The organism is Nanoarchaeota archaeon (genome assembly GCA_018897155.1).
Taxonomy (GTDB): Archaea; EX4484-52; EX4484-52; order EX4484-52; family LFW-46; genus LFW-46.
Window position 1 is genome coordinate 39,491 of the sequence record JAHILE010000045.1, and the last position, 14,685, is coordinate 54,175.

16 protein-coding genes are annotated in these 14,685 nt (G+C 40.0%); 5 read left to right on the forward strand and 11 right to left on the reverse strand.

The genetic code is table 11. The features are described from left to right. Window positions 1-4: 4 nt before the first annotated feature. Together KKB09_05735 and KKB09_05740 are read right to left on the reverse strand one after the other, a co-directional pair. Entirely contained in the window at window positions 5-619 is a 615-nt protein-coding gene (locus tag KKB09_05735; GenBank protein MBU4300690.1) for a 40S ribosomal protein S3a/S1, read from the reverse strand. Window positions 620-702: 83 nt separating this feature from the next. Then, window positions 703-2,118, reverse strand: a complete 1,416-nt coding sequence (locus KKB09_05740; protein MBU4300691.1) for a DHH family phosphoesterase — start codon at window positions 2,116-2,118, stop codon at window positions 703-705. A 51-nt stretch (window positions 2,119-2,169) separates the two neighbouring features. Between KKB09_05740 and KKB09_05745 the strand changes: the two genes are divergently transcribed. The 4 genes from KKB09_05745 to KKB09_05760 all read left to right on the forward strand — a co-directional run bounded on the left by KKB09_05745 (window position 2,170) and on the right by KKB09_05760 (window position 5,996). After that, entirely contained in the window at window positions 2,170-2,505 is a 336-nt protein-coding gene (locus KKB09_05745) for a hypothetical protein (protein ID MBU4300692.1), read from the forward strand. A gap of 48 nt (window positions 2,506-2,553) precedes the next feature. Then, complete coding sequence (locus tag KKB09_05750) at window positions 2,554-2,925, forward strand: hypothetical protein (GenBank protein MBU4300693.1); 372 nt, start codon at window positions 2,554-2,556, stop codon at window positions 2,923-2,925. 91 nt (window positions 2,926-3,016) lie between these two features. Further along, window positions 3,017-3,766: a proteasome subunit beta gene (locus KKB09_05755; GenBank protein MBU4300694.1), complete on the forward strand. Its 750-nt coding sequence runs from the start codon at window positions 3,017-3,019 to the stop codon at window positions 3,764-3,766. Between the two features lie 334 nt (window positions 3,767-4,100). Continuing rightward, complete coding sequence (locus KKB09_05760; protein ID MBU4300695.1) at window positions 4,101-5,996, forward strand: beta-CASP ribonuclease aCPSF1; 1,896 nt, start codon at window positions 4,101-4,103, stop codon at window positions 5,994-5,996. Between the two features lie 42 nt (window positions 5,997-6,038). Here KKB09_05760 and KKB09_05765 read toward each other — a convergent pair whose 3' ends face one another. Genes KKB09_05765 through KKB09_05775 form a run of 3 tightly spaced genes read right to left on the reverse strand, consistent with a single transcriptional unit; the run spans window position 6,039 to window position 7,959 of the window. Beyond that, window positions 6,039-6,581, reverse strand: coding sequence for a hypothetical protein (locus tag KKB09_05765; GenBank protein MBU4300696.1), 543 nt, complete (start codon window positions 6,579-6,581; stop codon window positions 6,039-6,041). A gap of 54 nt (window positions 6,582-6,635) precedes the next feature. Beyond that, window positions 6,636-7,562 carry a hypothetical protein gene (locus KKB09_05770; protein ID MBU4300697.1) on the reverse strand — a complete coding sequence of 309 codons (927 nt, stop codon included), beginning with the start codon at window positions 7,560-7,562 and terminating at the stop codon, window positions 6,636-6,638. Window positions 7,563-7,575: 13 nt separating this feature from the next. Next, window positions 7,576-7,959 (reverse strand): hypothetical protein, encoded by a 384-nt coding sequence (locus KKB09_05775; protein MBU4300698.1) that lies wholly within the window; start codon window positions 7,957-7,959, stop codon window positions 7,576-7,578. Between the two features lie 254 nt (window positions 7,960-8,213). Between KKB09_05775 and KKB09_05780 the strand changes: the two genes are divergently transcribed. Next, window positions 8,214-8,357 carry a hypothetical protein gene (locus tag KKB09_05780; protein MBU4300699.1) on the forward strand — a complete coding sequence of 48 codons (144 nt, stop codon included), beginning with the start codon at window positions 8,214-8,216 and terminating at the stop codon, window positions 8,355-8,357. A 2-nt stretch (window positions 8,358-8,359) separates the two neighbouring features. Here the strand turns inward: KKB09_05780 and KKB09_05785 are convergent, their stop codons facing one another. The 6 genes from KKB09_05785 to KKB09_05810 form a co-directional block, all read right to left on the reverse strand. Then, window positions 8,360-8,914, reverse strand: a complete 555-nt coding sequence (locus KKB09_05785) for a GNAT family N-acetyltransferase (GenBank protein MBU4300700.1) — start codon at window positions 8,912-8,914, stop codon at window positions 8,360-8,362. Window positions 8,915-9,009: 95 nt separating this feature from the next. Continuing rightward, window positions 9,010-10,269: a tRNA (N(6)-L-threonylcarbamoyladenosine(37)-C(2))-methylthiotransferase gene (locus tag KKB09_05790; GenBank protein ID MBU4300701.1), complete on the reverse strand. Its 1,260-nt coding sequence runs from the start codon at window positions 10,267-10,269 to the stop codon at window positions 9,010-9,012. A 171-nt stretch (window positions 10,270-10,440) separates the two neighbouring features. After that, window positions 10,441-11,142 (reverse strand): glycosyltransferase family 2 protein, encoded by a 702-nt coding sequence (locus KKB09_05795; protein ID MBU4300702.1) that lies wholly within the window; start codon window positions 11,140-11,142, stop codon window positions 10,441-10,443. Continuing rightward, the gene (locus tag KKB09_05800; GenBank protein MBU4300703.1) at window positions 11,142-12,590 is read right to left on the reverse strand and encodes a glycosyltransferase family 39 protein; all 1,449 of its coding nucleotides are present in this window, start codon (window positions 12,588-12,590) and stop codon (window positions 11,142-11,144) included. The genes KKB09_05795 and KKB09_05800 overlap by 1 nt, the downstream gene beginning before the upstream one ends. An 88-nt stretch (window positions 12,591-12,678) precedes the next feature. Then, window positions 12,679-13,389 (reverse strand): hypothetical protein, encoded by a 711-nt coding sequence (locus KKB09_05805; protein ID MBU4300704.1) that lies wholly within the window; start codon window positions 13,387-13,389, stop codon window positions 12,679-12,681. Between the two features lie 33 nt (window positions 13,390-13,422). After that, a complete protein-coding gene (locus tag KKB09_05810; GenBank protein ID MBU4300705.1) occupies window positions 13,423-14,670 on the reverse strand; it encodes a glycosyltransferase family 2 protein in 1,248 nt (415 codons plus the stop codon). Between the last annotated feature and the right edge of the window lie 15 nt (window positions 14,671-14,685).

Sequence of the window (14,685 nt, forward strand, 5' to 3'; positions counted from 1 at the left end):
ACTTTTATTTCACTTCAACTTTCCTGACTTCAACGCTTCTTATCGGGAATATCTTTGCCGCCGCTTCATGTATTACTCGCGTCAGTTTTTCGTTGTTCATAGTCATGACCGCTTCATCAAGCGGCCTTCCCGCAAGCATTTCGCTCGAGGTTTTTATAGTGAGCGCGCGAAGGTGTTTTCTTACTGTAGTATTTGCTTTTTTTGCTGTGATTATTGTCATTTTCAGGCGCAGTTTCTTGTCCTTTAGCGTGATGTCCTGAATTGAGTCGACGCGTGAGCTCCATCTTCGAATAAGGCGTGCCAATGCATCTTTTAGAAGTTCCTGACCGGAGTATTCTGTTTTTGCCTTTTTGCCATCAATTCCTGTAATTTTTAGGCTTGCTGTTGTGTGCATTTGCTTGTAATTCTTTGTAAGCTCAGATAATGAGACTTTTACAGTCCTTCCAATAATATTAGAATCCTTCAAAGAAGGAATTTCTGCAATTACTTCTTCGCCAAAAACACTTGGAGACGACACCATATACCATGATTTTTTTGACCATGTGTCCTTTCCAGCCTTTGGCTTTGCTGCTGTATCTGCTTTTTTCGCTTCTCCGGGCTGTTGCATTATTTCAACCATGAAATCACATATTTAGTACATATTACCTTACAATAACCATACATTAATGCGGAAGATTTATTAAGGTTATGGAAAGCCATACGCTAAGGCTCCACATTAACTTCCGCTAAATCAACAACATCTGTTTCATTTTCCCATTTTTTTATAAGAAGCGGATCTATAAGCTGTATGAACTTTGCTTCAGTTCCAAGAGGTATTTTGGCTCCGGCAGCGTTTGTATGGCCTCCACCTTCCCCGCCAAGCTCTTTCGAGGCTTGTAGAATCGCCTTTCCAAGATTTGCTTCGTTGGAGTTTATTAGTATCCTTCCTGAAACTTTAACACCGTTGTCAGAATTCGCAAATCCGATGGCAACATTGGCTTTAAGTATTGAGCGCATTGCAATTGAAACTGACGTGCCTATCATGTTGTCGGAAATATTGTTTCCAGCAATCACATAAACTGCGTTATCTGTTTTGACAAAGAGATCTTTATTTGTTTTTATCCATTCAAGGTACACAGCGATTTTCTTTCTGTACGCACCCATTATAGTGTCTGCAGAATCAATATGCCCAAGGCATAATTTCATACCCTCTACAGGTTTTTCTATCCTTCCGCAGGCGTTAAGTATTGTTGTAAATTCACGTATTTCGTAGTTGTTATGAAGCTTGTAGACATTTCCTATTAATGTTCCGGGTTTGACTCCTGCATGCGTTGCCTCTATCAGAAGCGCGCTTGCAAGCTTTTTTTCATCATCCTTTGAAAGATCCGCAAGCCGCAGCCATGCGCCTGCTTTGTCTTTGATAGGGATGCCGTAGTTGTTAAGAAATTGCAATGCTCCGGATTGATCTCCCGATATGTTTGGAATAAAAGGATCTGTCGAGTATTCAATCGCTTTAATTAGCGGCCTCGTATATCTTCCGAAAAGCCGCAAGCCTTTATCGACTTTTAATTTTCCTGCAAGCTCAGCATCTTTTACAAACATCTCATTTACGCCTTTGTAATTTCCGTTGACTTTTTGCATGTCGCCGGCAGCGCCTATCACTGCGAGATCCACAAGCTTCCATGCCTTTGAAGTGAGCATCCGGCATACCAGATAGGCCACTCCAGCTCCTGAGATTTCATCTTTTCCGTCGATTCCTGTCAGATGGGGGTTTACGTGGATTAGTCCGTCCCACGAAAGATCAACTGGCTGATGATGGTCTGCGACAACGATTTTTTTCCCGGGAAAGAATTCTTTTATTGCGTCAAGCTGACCGCTTCCAAGATCTGTAAAAATCCACAAGTCTGCAGAATCCTTGTCTTTTGACAGATCCTGTGCAACATCGCGCTCAAGCTGCTTTACAAAGTCAATTTCAAAATTTTTTTTCAGCGCGTTTAGCGTTTCATGCATTATGGCTCCGGCGCATATTCCGTCGGCATCAAAATGAGTCACGACGCGTATGTGGCCTTTTTCTGATTTGATAACGTCTGCTGCGCGCGAAGCTAATGCGAGAAGAGAATTAAGGTTGTCTGTGTTCATAGATGACTTATTGCGCGCAAAGTATTAAAAATTAAATGCGCTATTTTGTTTATGGAATCTGATCGTTCTGATGCTGAAAAAATCAGGATATTCGATAAATGCAATGCCGGCTTTCTGGATTTTGTATATGGCGGCCCTTCCCAATGCTTGTTTGTATGGAAAGGCGACCTGTCAAAAGCAATCAGCCTGTATTCTTGCATTCAAAGTGTGATGAAAGAATTTGAAATCGGGAACATCCATTTTGGAAAATTGTCCCATTGCGATGCTGCATGGGGCAATTGCGCATATATTATGATGGACGATGTTTTGAGCCCGCAGCAAAAATATAAAATCATAAAGGGCATAGAATCAAAAGGATATGCAACCGCTGTTGAGCCGCTTTTCTGAATTTATGGTACCATATGCTTATATTCCCGACCGCATCATAGATTATTAATGTGGCGCGGCGTAATTATCGAGGAAAGTTTGAATGATAAATCGCTTCTGAACTTAGCGAAAATTGTTGAAACAAAAAAGTCGACATTGGAAGGCGAGAAAAAAGCAGGAACTATGACATTTCACAAAATCGAGCTGTTTGATGCAGATAAAGAAAAGTTTTTGAATCTGGCGCGCACATCAATAAAAGACAAATTCTATTTGCATATCTGTAGCGGTGGCGTAATGGTTGTTGTTTACAAAAACAGTATGTTTGAATTCTCGAAAAATGATTGTGGCAAAATAAATGAAGCGCGCGACTACGGCGCAGAGCACGGTATTTTAAGAGAGCAGATGGATTTTGAAGTGCTGGTTGATGCGCCTTGGGCTTAAAATAAGGCAAAGCATAGCGAAAAATTATCGGCAATTCTCGAATGTGCGGAATCAAATAACCTTTATAAAGTTTAATTATCCAGTAAACGATATGCTTAATTCTGAGTTGATTACTGATGCAAAAAACAGATGCTCACAAACTGGATTTTTAAGAACCGGATTTTCGGTGAAACTTTCAGGTGCAGAAGGTGGCCATGAAAATGGAAAGCTGAAAACCGGAACAACAACTGTCGGGCTTGTCTGCAAGGACGGGATTGTCTTGGCAACAGACAATAAAGCTACAATGGGACATCTGATTGCGTCAAAGACGGCAAAGAAAATACTTGAAGTGTCGCCTAAAATGGCGGTAACGATTGCAGGGGATGTTGGAGATGCGCAGGCGGTTGTAAGGCTCCTTAGCGCGGAACTCCGATTATATACTCTTTCAGAAAAAGTGCTTACTGTAAAAGCAGCAGCAACGCTTCTTGGAAATATGTTAAGAGATGCATACAAGTCATGGATGCCGGAAATGATACAGCTCATACTTGGCGGCGCAGATGACAGGGGCGTAATGCTTTATTCAATAACTGCGGACGGCGCAGTTATGATTGAGGACGAGTATACTTTCAGCGGTTCAGGGTCGGTAATTGCAATAGGTGTGCTTGAAGATGCATACAAAAAAGACATGCCTGTTGATGAGGGGATAAAACTTTCGGTAAGGGCGATAAAAGCGGCGCGTGAGCGCGACGTATTCACTGGCGGAAAGGATATAAACGTTGTTACAATAACGCAAAAGGACGGCGTGAAATGGGTTCCGCAGGATAAAATAAATTTGATTATAAAGGAAACGGACAAAAAGTAAATCAAGGATTTTGCAAAAAATTAGATATTTCAGAAAAGGAGTTCTAAACCCAAACATATTTTTAGCGAGAATTGAATTGATGCAGAAATGGATAGTATTGCTCAAAATGATAACATAATAATTGATAGTCAATTGGCGGTTTTTTTGCAAGTTATGCTATATTTATGGCATTAGTTTCTAATGCAGAAATAGCCGGCAACAAATAAGTCTATTAACTGGTGAAACACGTCATGAAAGCTTGCACATAACGCGCTTTCAAGCTTTTGAACCCAAGGAAAATGAGGAATGGTCCAAAATCTTGATGCTTCGCATCAAGCTTTCAAACCCAAATTAAATGAGATGGTTTAAAATGGAACTAAAAGAATTAATCGAACGCCTTCCAAAGGCAGCGATGATAACTAGCGCAGGATTTGAAGGCGCTGAAGTTGTGCTTTATACGAAAAGCAAGAAGTTTTTCGTTGAGAGCTCAGATGAAATAAAGGCACTTGTTTCTGAAATTCATAAGAGAATAGATGTTCGGCCGGACCCGGAAATATGCACTGAGCAGGAATCTGCAAAATCGAAAATAAAAGAGCTGGTTCCAAAAGAAGCTGCTGTTGAGAAGATAGAATTTGAGCCGGAGTTCGGCAAAGTTATAATTTATGCACAAAAGCCGGGTGTTGTAATAGGCAAGGCAGGGGAAACTTTGCGCGCAATAAAAGAACAGACCGTCTGGAGCCCTGAAATACAGCGAGTTCCGCTATTCGTTTCAAATATTGTCAATAAAGCGCGGGAAATCGTGCATGAAGAGGCTAAATACCGAAGAAAATTCTTGACAAAAATCGGCGAAAAAATCCAGCTGAAAAAAGGCGCAAAAGAAGGCTGGGTAAGGCTTTCATTTTTAGGCGGATTTAGGGAAGTCGGAAGATCGTGCCTGTTTTTGCAGACAAAAGAGAGCCGAGTTCTTTTGGACTGTGGGGAAGGCATGTCGAATATAGATGCCCATCCATCAATAGATGTTCCTGAATTTGATCTTGGCAGGCTTGACGCGATCATAGTATCTCATGCGCATCTTGACCACTCGGGATTTGTGCCATATCTTTATGAATACGGTTATGAAGGTCCTGTTTATTCGACGCTCCCTACAAGAGACTTGATGACGATGCTTCAGCTTGATTATATAGACATCGCCCAGCGCGAACACGGCCGATCGCCATATAGCTCAAAAGGTATCAAGAATGCCATTAAGCATTCAATAACTTTGGATTACAACGAAGTCTGTGATATAACGCCAGACATGCGGTTGACTTTTCAGAATGCCGGGCATATTCTTGGTTCTGCAATAACGCACCTTCATATAGGTGAAGGGTTTTACAATCTCGTTTATTCAGGCGACATAAAATTCGGCAGGACACACTTGTTTGAGCCGGCTTTTACAAACTTTTCGCGTGTTGAAGGTCTTGTTATAGAAAGCACTTATGGCGCGCAGGGGGATATCGTTCCACAACTGCAGGTTGGCGAACAAAAAATTATCGACATAATAAAGAGGGTTTCGGCAGAGAAAGGCAAGGTGATAATTCCTTCATTTTCCGTTGGAAGATCGCAGGAAATCATGGTAATACTTGCAGAATGCGCGAGAAAGGGCATTCTTGATGTTCCCGTATATCTTGACGGCATGGTTTGGGATGCAACTGCCATACACACAACATATCCCGAATTTTTGTCGCGCGAACTTCAAAAGCAGATATTTCATAACGATATAAACCCATTTGTGGGTGAGCATTTCAAGAAAGTGACCGGCTCGAACGAAAGAAAAGCGGTTATAGAAAGCCCTGAATCAGGCGTTATAATAACGACATCAGGAATGATGACTGGCGGGCCTGTGATGGAATACGTCCGCGAGCTTGGCGACAGCAAAAAGAACACTCTTGTTTTTGTCGGATATCAGGCAGAAGGCACACTTGGCTCAAAAATACAGCGCGGTTTCCGAGATATTCCAATACCTGGAAGTGACGGAAGCATGAAGTCAATGCGACTTGAAATGGATATTCAGACTGTTGAAGGATTTTCAGGGCACTCTGATAGGAACCAGTTGATGAATTTTGTTTCGCATTTGAGGGCGCGTCCAGAAAAAATCATAGTCAATCATGGAGAGGTTTCAAAGTCCTTGAATCTTGCAAGCGCCATTCACAAGACATTCAGGATTGATACAGAAGTTCCAGGAAATATGGATGCGATGAGGCTGAGGTAGTAGAGTTAGGCGCGCGGGAAGGGGCGGACGACCTAGGGGATTTTACATCGATGACTTTACTTTCTTACGCTTGCCAAATACCTTGTAAATCTTCTTTACCATTTTGATTTGCCTCTTTTGGAGGTAAAGTAAATGCCTAATGAAACCATCATCATTCAGTTTTTTAGGGCTGTCTCCAAGCGGGTAAAAAAATATTTTCTCTTTGAATGTCCCTAATTTCTCGGCATCTCTCTTTAAAGTATCCGCTTCCTTTTTTAATGAATAGAACGCTTTCTTTGTTTCTGGTTCGATTTCGATTGTTCTTTCTTTTAAAAATTTAATTTCAATCTCATTTATAGCCTCTTTTGCTTCTTTAGGATGCCACTCTTCAATGTGTGTATAGAAATCGACATATTTTTCTTCTTCTCTCAAATTTCTGTCCAAATGTATTTTTATCTTGCACACTGGACATATTAATGATTTTTGTATTTTTGTCATAGTTATCACATTGCGCATTTCCGGATTCTTCTTTACAAAGGAAAGTTCCTTTCGCATCAGCCGCTTGCTTGAAACGACATCTTTTAACAGATTTTGCTTTGATTTCATACAATCCCTCTTTAATTGGCTTGAGTAGTATAACTGTCTCTATGCACGAGTTTGTTATAAACTTTTTTGTTTTTCTTGCAATTCTTCAAGTCTTTTCTTTTTAGTTTCAAGATTTGAAAGTGCACCATCATATTGTTCAGTACTAATTTTTCCGATAGATTTCTGGCTGTCCCAAATTCGTTTAGCTCGCGTCAATGAGGGCACTTCTTTTTCTAATTCTTTTAGTTCTTTTACATCATCCTTTAACATTTTTTTCATTTCTGACTCCGACTTAATCTTCTTGCATATTTCGAGCACCTCAAATGCCGCACGTATGTTTGTTTTGAATTCCTCATTAGATGGATGCTGAGGAAATGATGTTTCTATCAGGTGTATGCTTGGATTTATCCTAAATGGTAGTTTTGTGCTAGGATTCACATTTGGACCATGACTCGGTTTCTCTTTATTTTCTTTACGTTTCGTTCTATTGTCAGCACCCTTTTTGAACAATCTTACGCATTCTGCAAACATTTCTTTAATCTTGGCTTCATTTATTTCGTTTGACTTTATGGTAAACTCGGACGGAAGGTATTTCGGTTTATCCTTATATACATCATTTACCTTTTCATCAACTGAAGTTTTCCAATTAGGCCCTAATTTTGATAATTTAGTTAACAAATCTTTTCTCTCAGCATTATGAATGTCAGTCAATATATTTTTTAATTTTTTTACAGAATCCACTTTATCAAAAGCCAGTCCAATGGTGATTTGAGCATTTTTGTTGATAGTTACATATATATTCGGCTCAGCAGATGCTTTTAACGATTCCTTTGGAGAACCATTCAAATCGAATCCAATCCAATCCTCACCTCTTTCATCGTCAGGACTAATAAGGTCTTCAATCTCTTTATCTGTTCTTGTTGGCACCCAAACGTCATTATTTATGACGGTTTTCGTCAGATTATACAATTCGATAAATTTTTTGATTTTTTTCGCGTCCATAAAATCACCAATATTATATTTTCTTTTCTGAAAATTGTTTTGCCATTTCCGAAAGAGGCAAACCGAGCATTTCTTGACAGAATTTATCCGCGGATTGTGTTAATGCAGTTTTTCCGTCAGTTAGTTTAATCAGCGAAGGATTTTTTCCCACGTAAAAGCCGCCAGCGCCCCTTATATCCTTCCCCATTTTAGTGCACCAAAGCTCTCGGAATTGCTCGTCGGATACAACCCCTCCGCGATTGTATATTCTACCCCATAATTCCACGCGGTCGCGCATCCAATCAGGTACTTCTACTGAAGATTTTTCATCAAGTAGGGACTGTATTTTTTTCGCGAGACGCTGAAGTTCGTCTCGGGTTTCCATCACTATTTTTTTCTCTGTTTCAGTTAATGCCATGTTATCACATTCACTATTTTGATTATAACCTTTTTAAACTTTACTATTATGTTTTAAAATATGAATAACAAAATTTATTATTAGCATATTGTACTTAGAAGTATTTAAGTACCTATGTAACTTAATGATATATGAGGGGGTGCGCTAATCAGCAGGTTATTTTAAGAATTATTGGTGGATGGGCTTTCACCCACCAAAAACGCCTATTTAAATTCTGCCATACATTATAATAAGATACTAATAACGTGATATAAATGGCAAAGCCAATCAGAGCAACACCGACATTAAGGGGCAAGGACGCAGCCGAATTTTTGAGAAGAATGCGCATCGAAGAAACACGCCCGATAACGGAAAAGGACAGGGAATTAGCGAGACGCATAGCGGCATTTAAGCTCTAAGCTTATTCGCGCTTAATTCTTATCAGGTTCAGCAGATCGCGATACATGGGCAAAGTGCCCTTTTCTCTTGCTTTCAGGACGGCAAAATCCATCTTCTTGTAAAAGTGTACTGCATCCTTCTTTGCATCAACGATGAGAAACCGGCACCCTATGGCTACTTGCTCATTTATTGCAACGAGCTTTTTTATGGCAAAATCGGTTGTTAGCGTGCCTATTCCACGTCTTGCATAATCCTTGCTTACGCAAAGTCTGCCTACCTTTAACGCGGGCATAGTTTTGTATTCTACACCCTTGTCCAGAAAAGTCTGTCCGAGAAAGGTTCCATGAACCCGTACAGCATCTGCAAGCAACGTAATATATGCAACAAGCTCATTATTTTTCTTGTAAAACCAGAGGTATGTGTAGGATATGCCCATTTCCTGATTTCCTAGGGCGTCTTCTATCAGGAATTGCTTGAGTTCTGTATTATCAGTTTTGAAGGTTTCGAGAATATTTTTGTGTTTCTCCGAGATTAGTTCAATATCCAAATCTTCCCGGAAAATACTCTCTTCTGCCATAGAATCTACTGTTATTTATCGGAAGAATTTTATAAGCTCAAACTAATGGAACCCATTTCGGATTCTTTTGATTCAGCCATACCCATTTTCGGGTATCATCTTGATACAAGATAATCGCTTCTTGCTTGTTCAATCTCCGCTACAACCGTATCGCCTAATTTTCCTTCTTTCAGAAGCACAGGTTTGTACGCGAAATTCCTGCCGATTGGCGTTCCGTCATCCATTTCAGTTACAAGGACATCTCCCTTCCAGCCGAGCCATTCTTCGTTTTTCATATCCGCATATTTCATTGAAAGTGTTTTCACTTCATCCGAGCGGTTCTTTATTTTCCAAGAAGGTATCTGGTCCGGCATTGAGGCTGCTTTTGTCAGCGGCCTTACGCTATAATTGTATGCCTTGAGAACATCCGGCTTTATTTCGTTTATCAGTGCGATAGTTTTTCCGAAATCCTCGTCGCTTTCGCCAGGGAAGCCTATGATGACGTCTGTTGCTATTGTTGTGTTCGAGTATGCTTTTCTGAATTCCGCAACAATGTTTTTGTACTGTTCTGCGGTGTATTCGCGCTTCATTTCTGCAAGTATTTTGTTCGAGCCCGATTGCATCGGAATTTCCAAATATTTGTAGATTTTCGGGTGGTTGTATGCAAGAATCAAATCCTTAAGTATCGGCATAACATTTGTAGGATTCATTGAGCCGAGCTTTATTCTGAATTCTCCGGGAATTGATGTGAGCTTTCTAAGCAGTGCCGGAAGGCGCGAGCCATTATCTTTTCCATAAGCTGCAACATCCTGCGCAACAAGATGTATTTCCCTTGCCCCGGAAGCCACAGCATTCTGCACTTCGCGGATAATTCTATCCGGTTCGTTGCTTATCAATATGCCGCGCGTTATCGCATCAATACAATATGAGCAGTTTTCCGAGCATCCGTCAGATATGGGGATTATTGCAACATACTGATTTATTTTCAGTTTCGGAGAATTTATGAGCTGAATGGGCTTGTCCTTGAATCTGAGGACCCGTGTGTTTGACTGCATCTTTTCAAGTATTTCAACAACATGTGCTGTTGAGCTGACTGCAGCAATGCTTGCAGTCGGTGCCACTTCCTCGATTTTTTCTTTTATTATTTCAGTTAGGCAGCCCATTACAAGAACGCGTTTTCTTTGCATATTAAGCTCTGATAGCCTGCGAAGAATCTTGTTTTCAGTTGATAGCTGAAGCGCGCATGTGTTAAGTATTATGACTTCCGCCGAATCAAAAGGCACCATCTGGTGGCCAGCTTCTGCAATCAGTCCTGCAATTGTCTCAGAAGAAGAAACATTGCTTTCGCATCCGTAAGTTTCTATATTAATTTTCATTTTTGACACCCACATACTTAGAAAAAATGAAATCCTTTCGCAAGCTTTCGCTTGCTCTAGGCTTTTCGACATTATGTCGAAAAAGTTTCGAGTTCGCGAGCAGCGAACGAGATGACTTTCATAGTTCTCCCCGTTATTATTATGTAGTGCAAAGCTTAAATTCATAATTGATTAAGCGCCAAGCCTTCTTAGAACGAGATTGAAGAACATCTTCGGGGATTCAAGCATGCTGAATTTCGCCTCTTTTTTTCCGCGCCAGATTATCGGCACTTCTTTTATCGAATATCCTGCGTGTTTTATGCGCCAGAGCATTTCGATATCGAATTCAAAGCTGCTTGAGCGCATTGCAGGCATTATTTTTTCGATAGCTTCGCGCGAAAAAATCTTTGCTCCGCATTGAGTATCGTGAATTTCGAGGCCAAAAAGCAGTTTGGCAAGCGAATTAAGCGCTTTGCTTCCAAATTTTTGCATCTCGCCTCTTGATTCGAATATTCTTGAGCCTTCGATTTTTCGCGAGGCTATTACACAATCCGCGCTTTCTATGACTGCGGAGATAAGCTTTTCATATTCTTCCGGCGTTACTGCATTATCCGCATCAACAAATCCGAGATAATCGCCACTCGCGGCATTAAATCCCGCAAACACTCCGCCGCCTTTTCCAAGCCTTCGGGCAAATTCAAGAACTTTGACGTTTTTGAAGCGCTTTGCGATTTTTGCTGTTTTATCCAGACAGCCGTCGCATACAACAATCAGCTCGATAAGAAGCCCGTTTTTGCGAGATGCTTTCGAAAACTCAGAATATGCCTTAAGTGTTGAGGTTATGCGCGCCTCTTCATTATATGCAGGGATTATTATCGAAATATTTTGGGGCATCAAACAACCTTTTGTTTTTGGAATATATAATAATCGCATTTGGAGTCATTTCCATAGTAAATCGTTTTGCTGTTTTTTTGTATGTCTCTTGCAAATGCCTTTATAGTATTCGAGCATTCAATATCCTCTTCCGGGCACGGAAAATCGCATGAATTGAATATCGCATATCCTGTTTCATCATGTATTGCGTCGTAATTGTTCTGCGTGAAAATCAGCGAGTAATATATCGGCGTTATTTTTAGGTCCGAATAAACCACTATGTTTCGCGTTGAGGAAAATAAAGGACCTTTCCCGAAATCCATTTTCGAGTATGTTTTCTCGAATTCTGAAATATTTCCGACTTCCTTCGCCCTTTCAATATCTACAAGAACGAGATTCCATACAGTTATTGACAAGAAGATTATCGAAATTACTGAGGCAATCTGCTTGTACGGCGCTTTTTCAAACATTCGCAGAATCTCAAAAAAGCCGTATGCTGCGATGATGAATAGATAGGGGAGGAAAGCCAGCATGTATCTGGCTTCCTTGTGGTTCAGGAGCGTGAAATAGATTATGAGGAACAGCCCGGCTACAAAAACAGGCAGTTTTTCTTTATCCTGCCAGAGTTTTCCTGCCACAAAATAGATTATTCCGATAGCAGTAAATGCGAGAAATGTGCTTTGAATCCACAGTTCATTAAAATAGAATCCATATCCCAAATCATAAAGCCAGGAATATATTTTTGTTATGTTTTTGTTCGCGGAAATGAATGGTTTTGCAAAAGAGCCGTAAAGATACTCATTTATGAGAAGGTAGGGAATTACCAAAAACAGCACCCCCGACATAAAATCATATATTTTATTAAGGGTGCTTTCAAAACTAAACGCGCCTTTTTTGCCGTATTTTTCTGATATTATGATTGAAACCGCTATTGCCGCCGCAACCGCAGCCATTGGGAATCGCGTAAGGAATGCCATCGATACAAATATGCCTGTGATGAACATTGATTTTTCTGATTTTATCGAGATGTATGCGTATATGGCAGCCATTGCGAAGAAAAGCGAGATTATATCGCTTAAAAGAAGCGTGCTGAAATAGAAATATATTTTCGTGAAAGCAAGAAGCACTGCCGCAGTAATGCCTTCCTTTTCGCCAAATGCGCGCCTTCCAATAAGATAGGTAAGAACGATTGTGCCTGCAGAAAAAAGCATTGCCATAGTGCGGCCTGCAGACAGCGGATCAAATCCGAGTTTCCAAAGAATTCCAGAGAAAAGAGGCATTATGGGAGGCCTTATTTCTTCCCAGAACCCTATTGAACATCCGGAAAAAATATATTTTCCCATTCCGATATAAACTGCTTCATCCCACCATAACGGATTATTGTGGTATAGAGTAAGGATTTGAAGCGCTATGAATAGAATCAGGGCTATGTAAAAAATTATCACGTATTTCTTATTTTCGGGATGCATGTGAGATATTATTGGATGAAATCAGATATAAAAACATAATCTAATAAATATCCGCAGGTTTTATTGGCGTTTTATGGATTCTTTGATATCAATAATATCCGGAACATTCGGTTTGATTTTCTTTGTCAATGTATTGCGGACATATTTCTTTGAGCAGTTCAGTGCGTGTCAGGAATTGTTCAACTTTCTTATCATTTATAATGAGCGTAGGGTACTTGGTTATGTTGTACTTATTTTTTAGAAGTATTACCATCGGCTCATTTATGAAGTCGCTGTCTATCGCAAATATGAGTATCTTGTTTTCAAAGGCCTGCTTAAGGTTTGAAAGAATGACTCCTTGGGACTCAAGACAGACTTTGCAATCGTTGCTGAAAAAATAAAGGACGGTTACAGAATCCCCACTACATGTCTTTTTGAATTCTTCGGATAGAAGCCAATACTTAAGGTTTGAAAGAAGATATTGCCTTTTAAGAAACAGGTAATTCGTGCTGTTCACGTTTTTGCTTTTTTCATAATCCAGCATCTGATTAAGCGTCGGCGCAAGCGTTCTTATGTTGTTTTCAAGCGTCTGGTATAATGTAGGGCATTTTTCCGTCCCCTGTATACTTTCAAGATAAAGATATTGAAGCTGCAAGCTCGTGAATTCAAGCTCTTGTTGCTTTACAACTTCCTGAACATAGCCCCGTTTATAATCGTCAAAGAAGTTTCCAAGAAGAAAGCCGAGCGTAAATACCATGATTGTAATAACCAGAGCTACTGCGTATTTGTCTTTTCTTAGATTTCGCATTTCAGCCTGCATATTACCATCTTTTTAGTTTATAATTTCTTAAAATTACCATCTTTTTACGCGCTTTAAAACAAGAAGCTCAAACATCGAGCCCACCCAGATGAACGATAGGATAATATAGTATACCACAAAATATAAAAGCAGCGGGATTATCTGGTATGCTGAAAGCTTTTCACTGCCATTTTTAAACCCCTTCAGCATCCAGTAAATGCCTATTGCAAATATCAGAATTATTATGAATATCTTCGTGTAGTCATACATTAGAAGAAGCGATTTGAGTTCTACAGCAGTGTATCGTGGAATATATATATTAAAGTTCAGCAGAAACAGATTTGATATTTTCGTAATTATCGGCGATATAAAATACTTGAAAAAAAGAGTGACCGTTATAAAAGGCAATATTAGCCCCATTACAAGTGTTGGAAGCTGGAAAATTCCGAAATCGCCGTATTTTTTATTTAATAACATATCGCGGTACTGGTATATTGTTATTACCGAACCTTTGAACCATCGGCATCTTTGATTGTAGAGTTCTGATAGGTTCTTAGGCGCTATTGTAAGCACTTCACCCGTAGTGCTTTGCAGGATTTTGTAGTGGTTTCTTTGTATTCTATAGCATATTTCCTGGTCCTCTACAATTGTTTTTTCGTCAAAGCCTCCTATTTTTTGTATCGCGCTTTTTCTGTAAATGCTGAAAGGGCCGGATGTAACATGAATGCTGTTCATGCTTGAAAAAATACATTTGAGAAATCCGTAGAGCAGATACTCTAATGCCTGAAGCCTTTGAAGAATTGTTTTTGGCTGATACACTTTCATTAGCGGAGACACCGCGGCAATATCCCCCTCGTAAAAGTATCGCATCATTTCTTTTAGCGTGTCGCTTCTCACCATAGAATCTGCGTCAAGGCATGCTACAAAATCTCCTTTTGCGCGTTTTATTCCCTCATTTAGAGCTGCGCCTTTTCCCAAATTTTTCTGATTGATTAGCAGCAGCTTAAAATGATGTTCCTTTTGCATAAAACCCTCGGCAATGTTTTGGGTTTTGTCTTTTGAGCCGTCGTTGACTACAATTATTTCAAGCAGATCTTTTGGATAATCTAAGTTCATTAACGATTCAAGCGTCTTTCCTATGGATTCTTCTTCATTGTATGCAGGCACTATAACGCTTACCGAAGGAATCGTATCGAGCCTTTTTGGAGGCGGACGTTTCTCAAAAAAAGTGATAAGAAGAAAAACCGAGACATAAAGCGAAAAGAAATACACTGCCCAGAAAACAATATCAGAGAAATACATGATAGTTTCACCATT

Excerpts from the sequence above, each read along its gene's own strand:
- KKB09_05790 (MBU4300701.1), bottom strand. The coding sequence starts at position 10,269 with ATGAAAATTAATATAGAAACTTACGGATGCGAAAGCAATGTTTCTTCT.
- KKB09_05775 (MBU4300698.1), bottom strand. The coding sequence starts at position 7,959 with ATGGCATTAACTGAAACAGAGAAAAAAATAGTGATGGAAACCCGAGAC.
- KKB09_05735 (MBU4300690.1), bottom strand. The coding sequence starts at position 619 with ATGGTTGAAATAATGCAACAGCCCGGAGAAGCGAAAAAAGCAGATACA.
- KKB09_05805 (MBU4300704.1), bottom strand. The coding sequence starts at position 13,389 with ATGCAGGCTGAAATGCGAAATCTAAGAAAAGACAAATACGCAGTAGCT.
- KKB09_05760 (MBU4300695.1), top strand. The coding sequence starts at position 4,101 with ATGAGATGGTTTAAAATGGAACTAAAAGAATTAATCGAACGCCTTCCA.
- KKB09_05780 (MBU4300699.1), top strand. The coding sequence starts at position 8,214 with ATGGCAAAGCCAATCAGAGCAACACCGACATTAAGGGGCAAGGACGCA.
- KKB09_05750 (MBU4300693.1), top strand. The coding sequence starts at position 2,554 with ATGTGGCGCGGCGTAATTATCGAGGAAAGTTTGAATGATAAATCGCTT.
- KKB09_05740 (MBU4300691.1), bottom strand. The coding sequence starts at position 2,118 with ATGAACACAGACAACCTTAATTCTCTTCTCGCATTAGCTTCGCGCGCA.
- KKB09_05755 (MBU4300694.1), top strand. The coding sequence starts at position 3,017 with ATGCTTAATTCTGAGTTGATTACTGATGCAAAAAACAGATGCTCACAA.
- KKB09_05745 (MBU4300692.1), top strand. The coding sequence starts at position 2,170 with ATGGAATCTGATCGTTCTGATGCTGAAAAAATCAGGATATTCGATAAA.
- KKB09_05800 (MBU4300703.1), bottom strand. The coding sequence starts at position 12,590 with ATGCATCCCGAAAATAAGAAATACGTGATAATTTTTTACATAGCCCTG.
- KKB09_05785 (MBU4300700.1), bottom strand. The coding sequence starts at position 8,914 with ATGGCAGAAGAGAGTATTTTCCGGGAAGATTTGGATATTGAACTAATC.
- KKB09_05810 (MBU4300705.1), bottom strand. The coding sequence starts at position 14,670 with ATGTATTTCTCTGATATTGTTTTCTGGGCAGTGTATTTCTTTTCGCTT.
- KKB09_05795 (MBU4300702.1), bottom strand. The coding sequence starts at position 11,142 with ATGCCCCAAAATATTTCGATAATAATCCCTGCATATAATGAAGAGGCG.
- KKB09_05765 (MBU4300696.1), bottom strand. The coding sequence starts at position 6,581 with ATGAAATCAAAGCAAAATCTGTTAAAAGATGTCGTTTCAAGCAAGCGG.
- KKB09_05770 (MBU4300697.1), bottom strand. The coding sequence starts at position 7,562 with ATGGACGCGAAAAAAATCAAAAAATTTATCGAATTGTATAATCTGACG.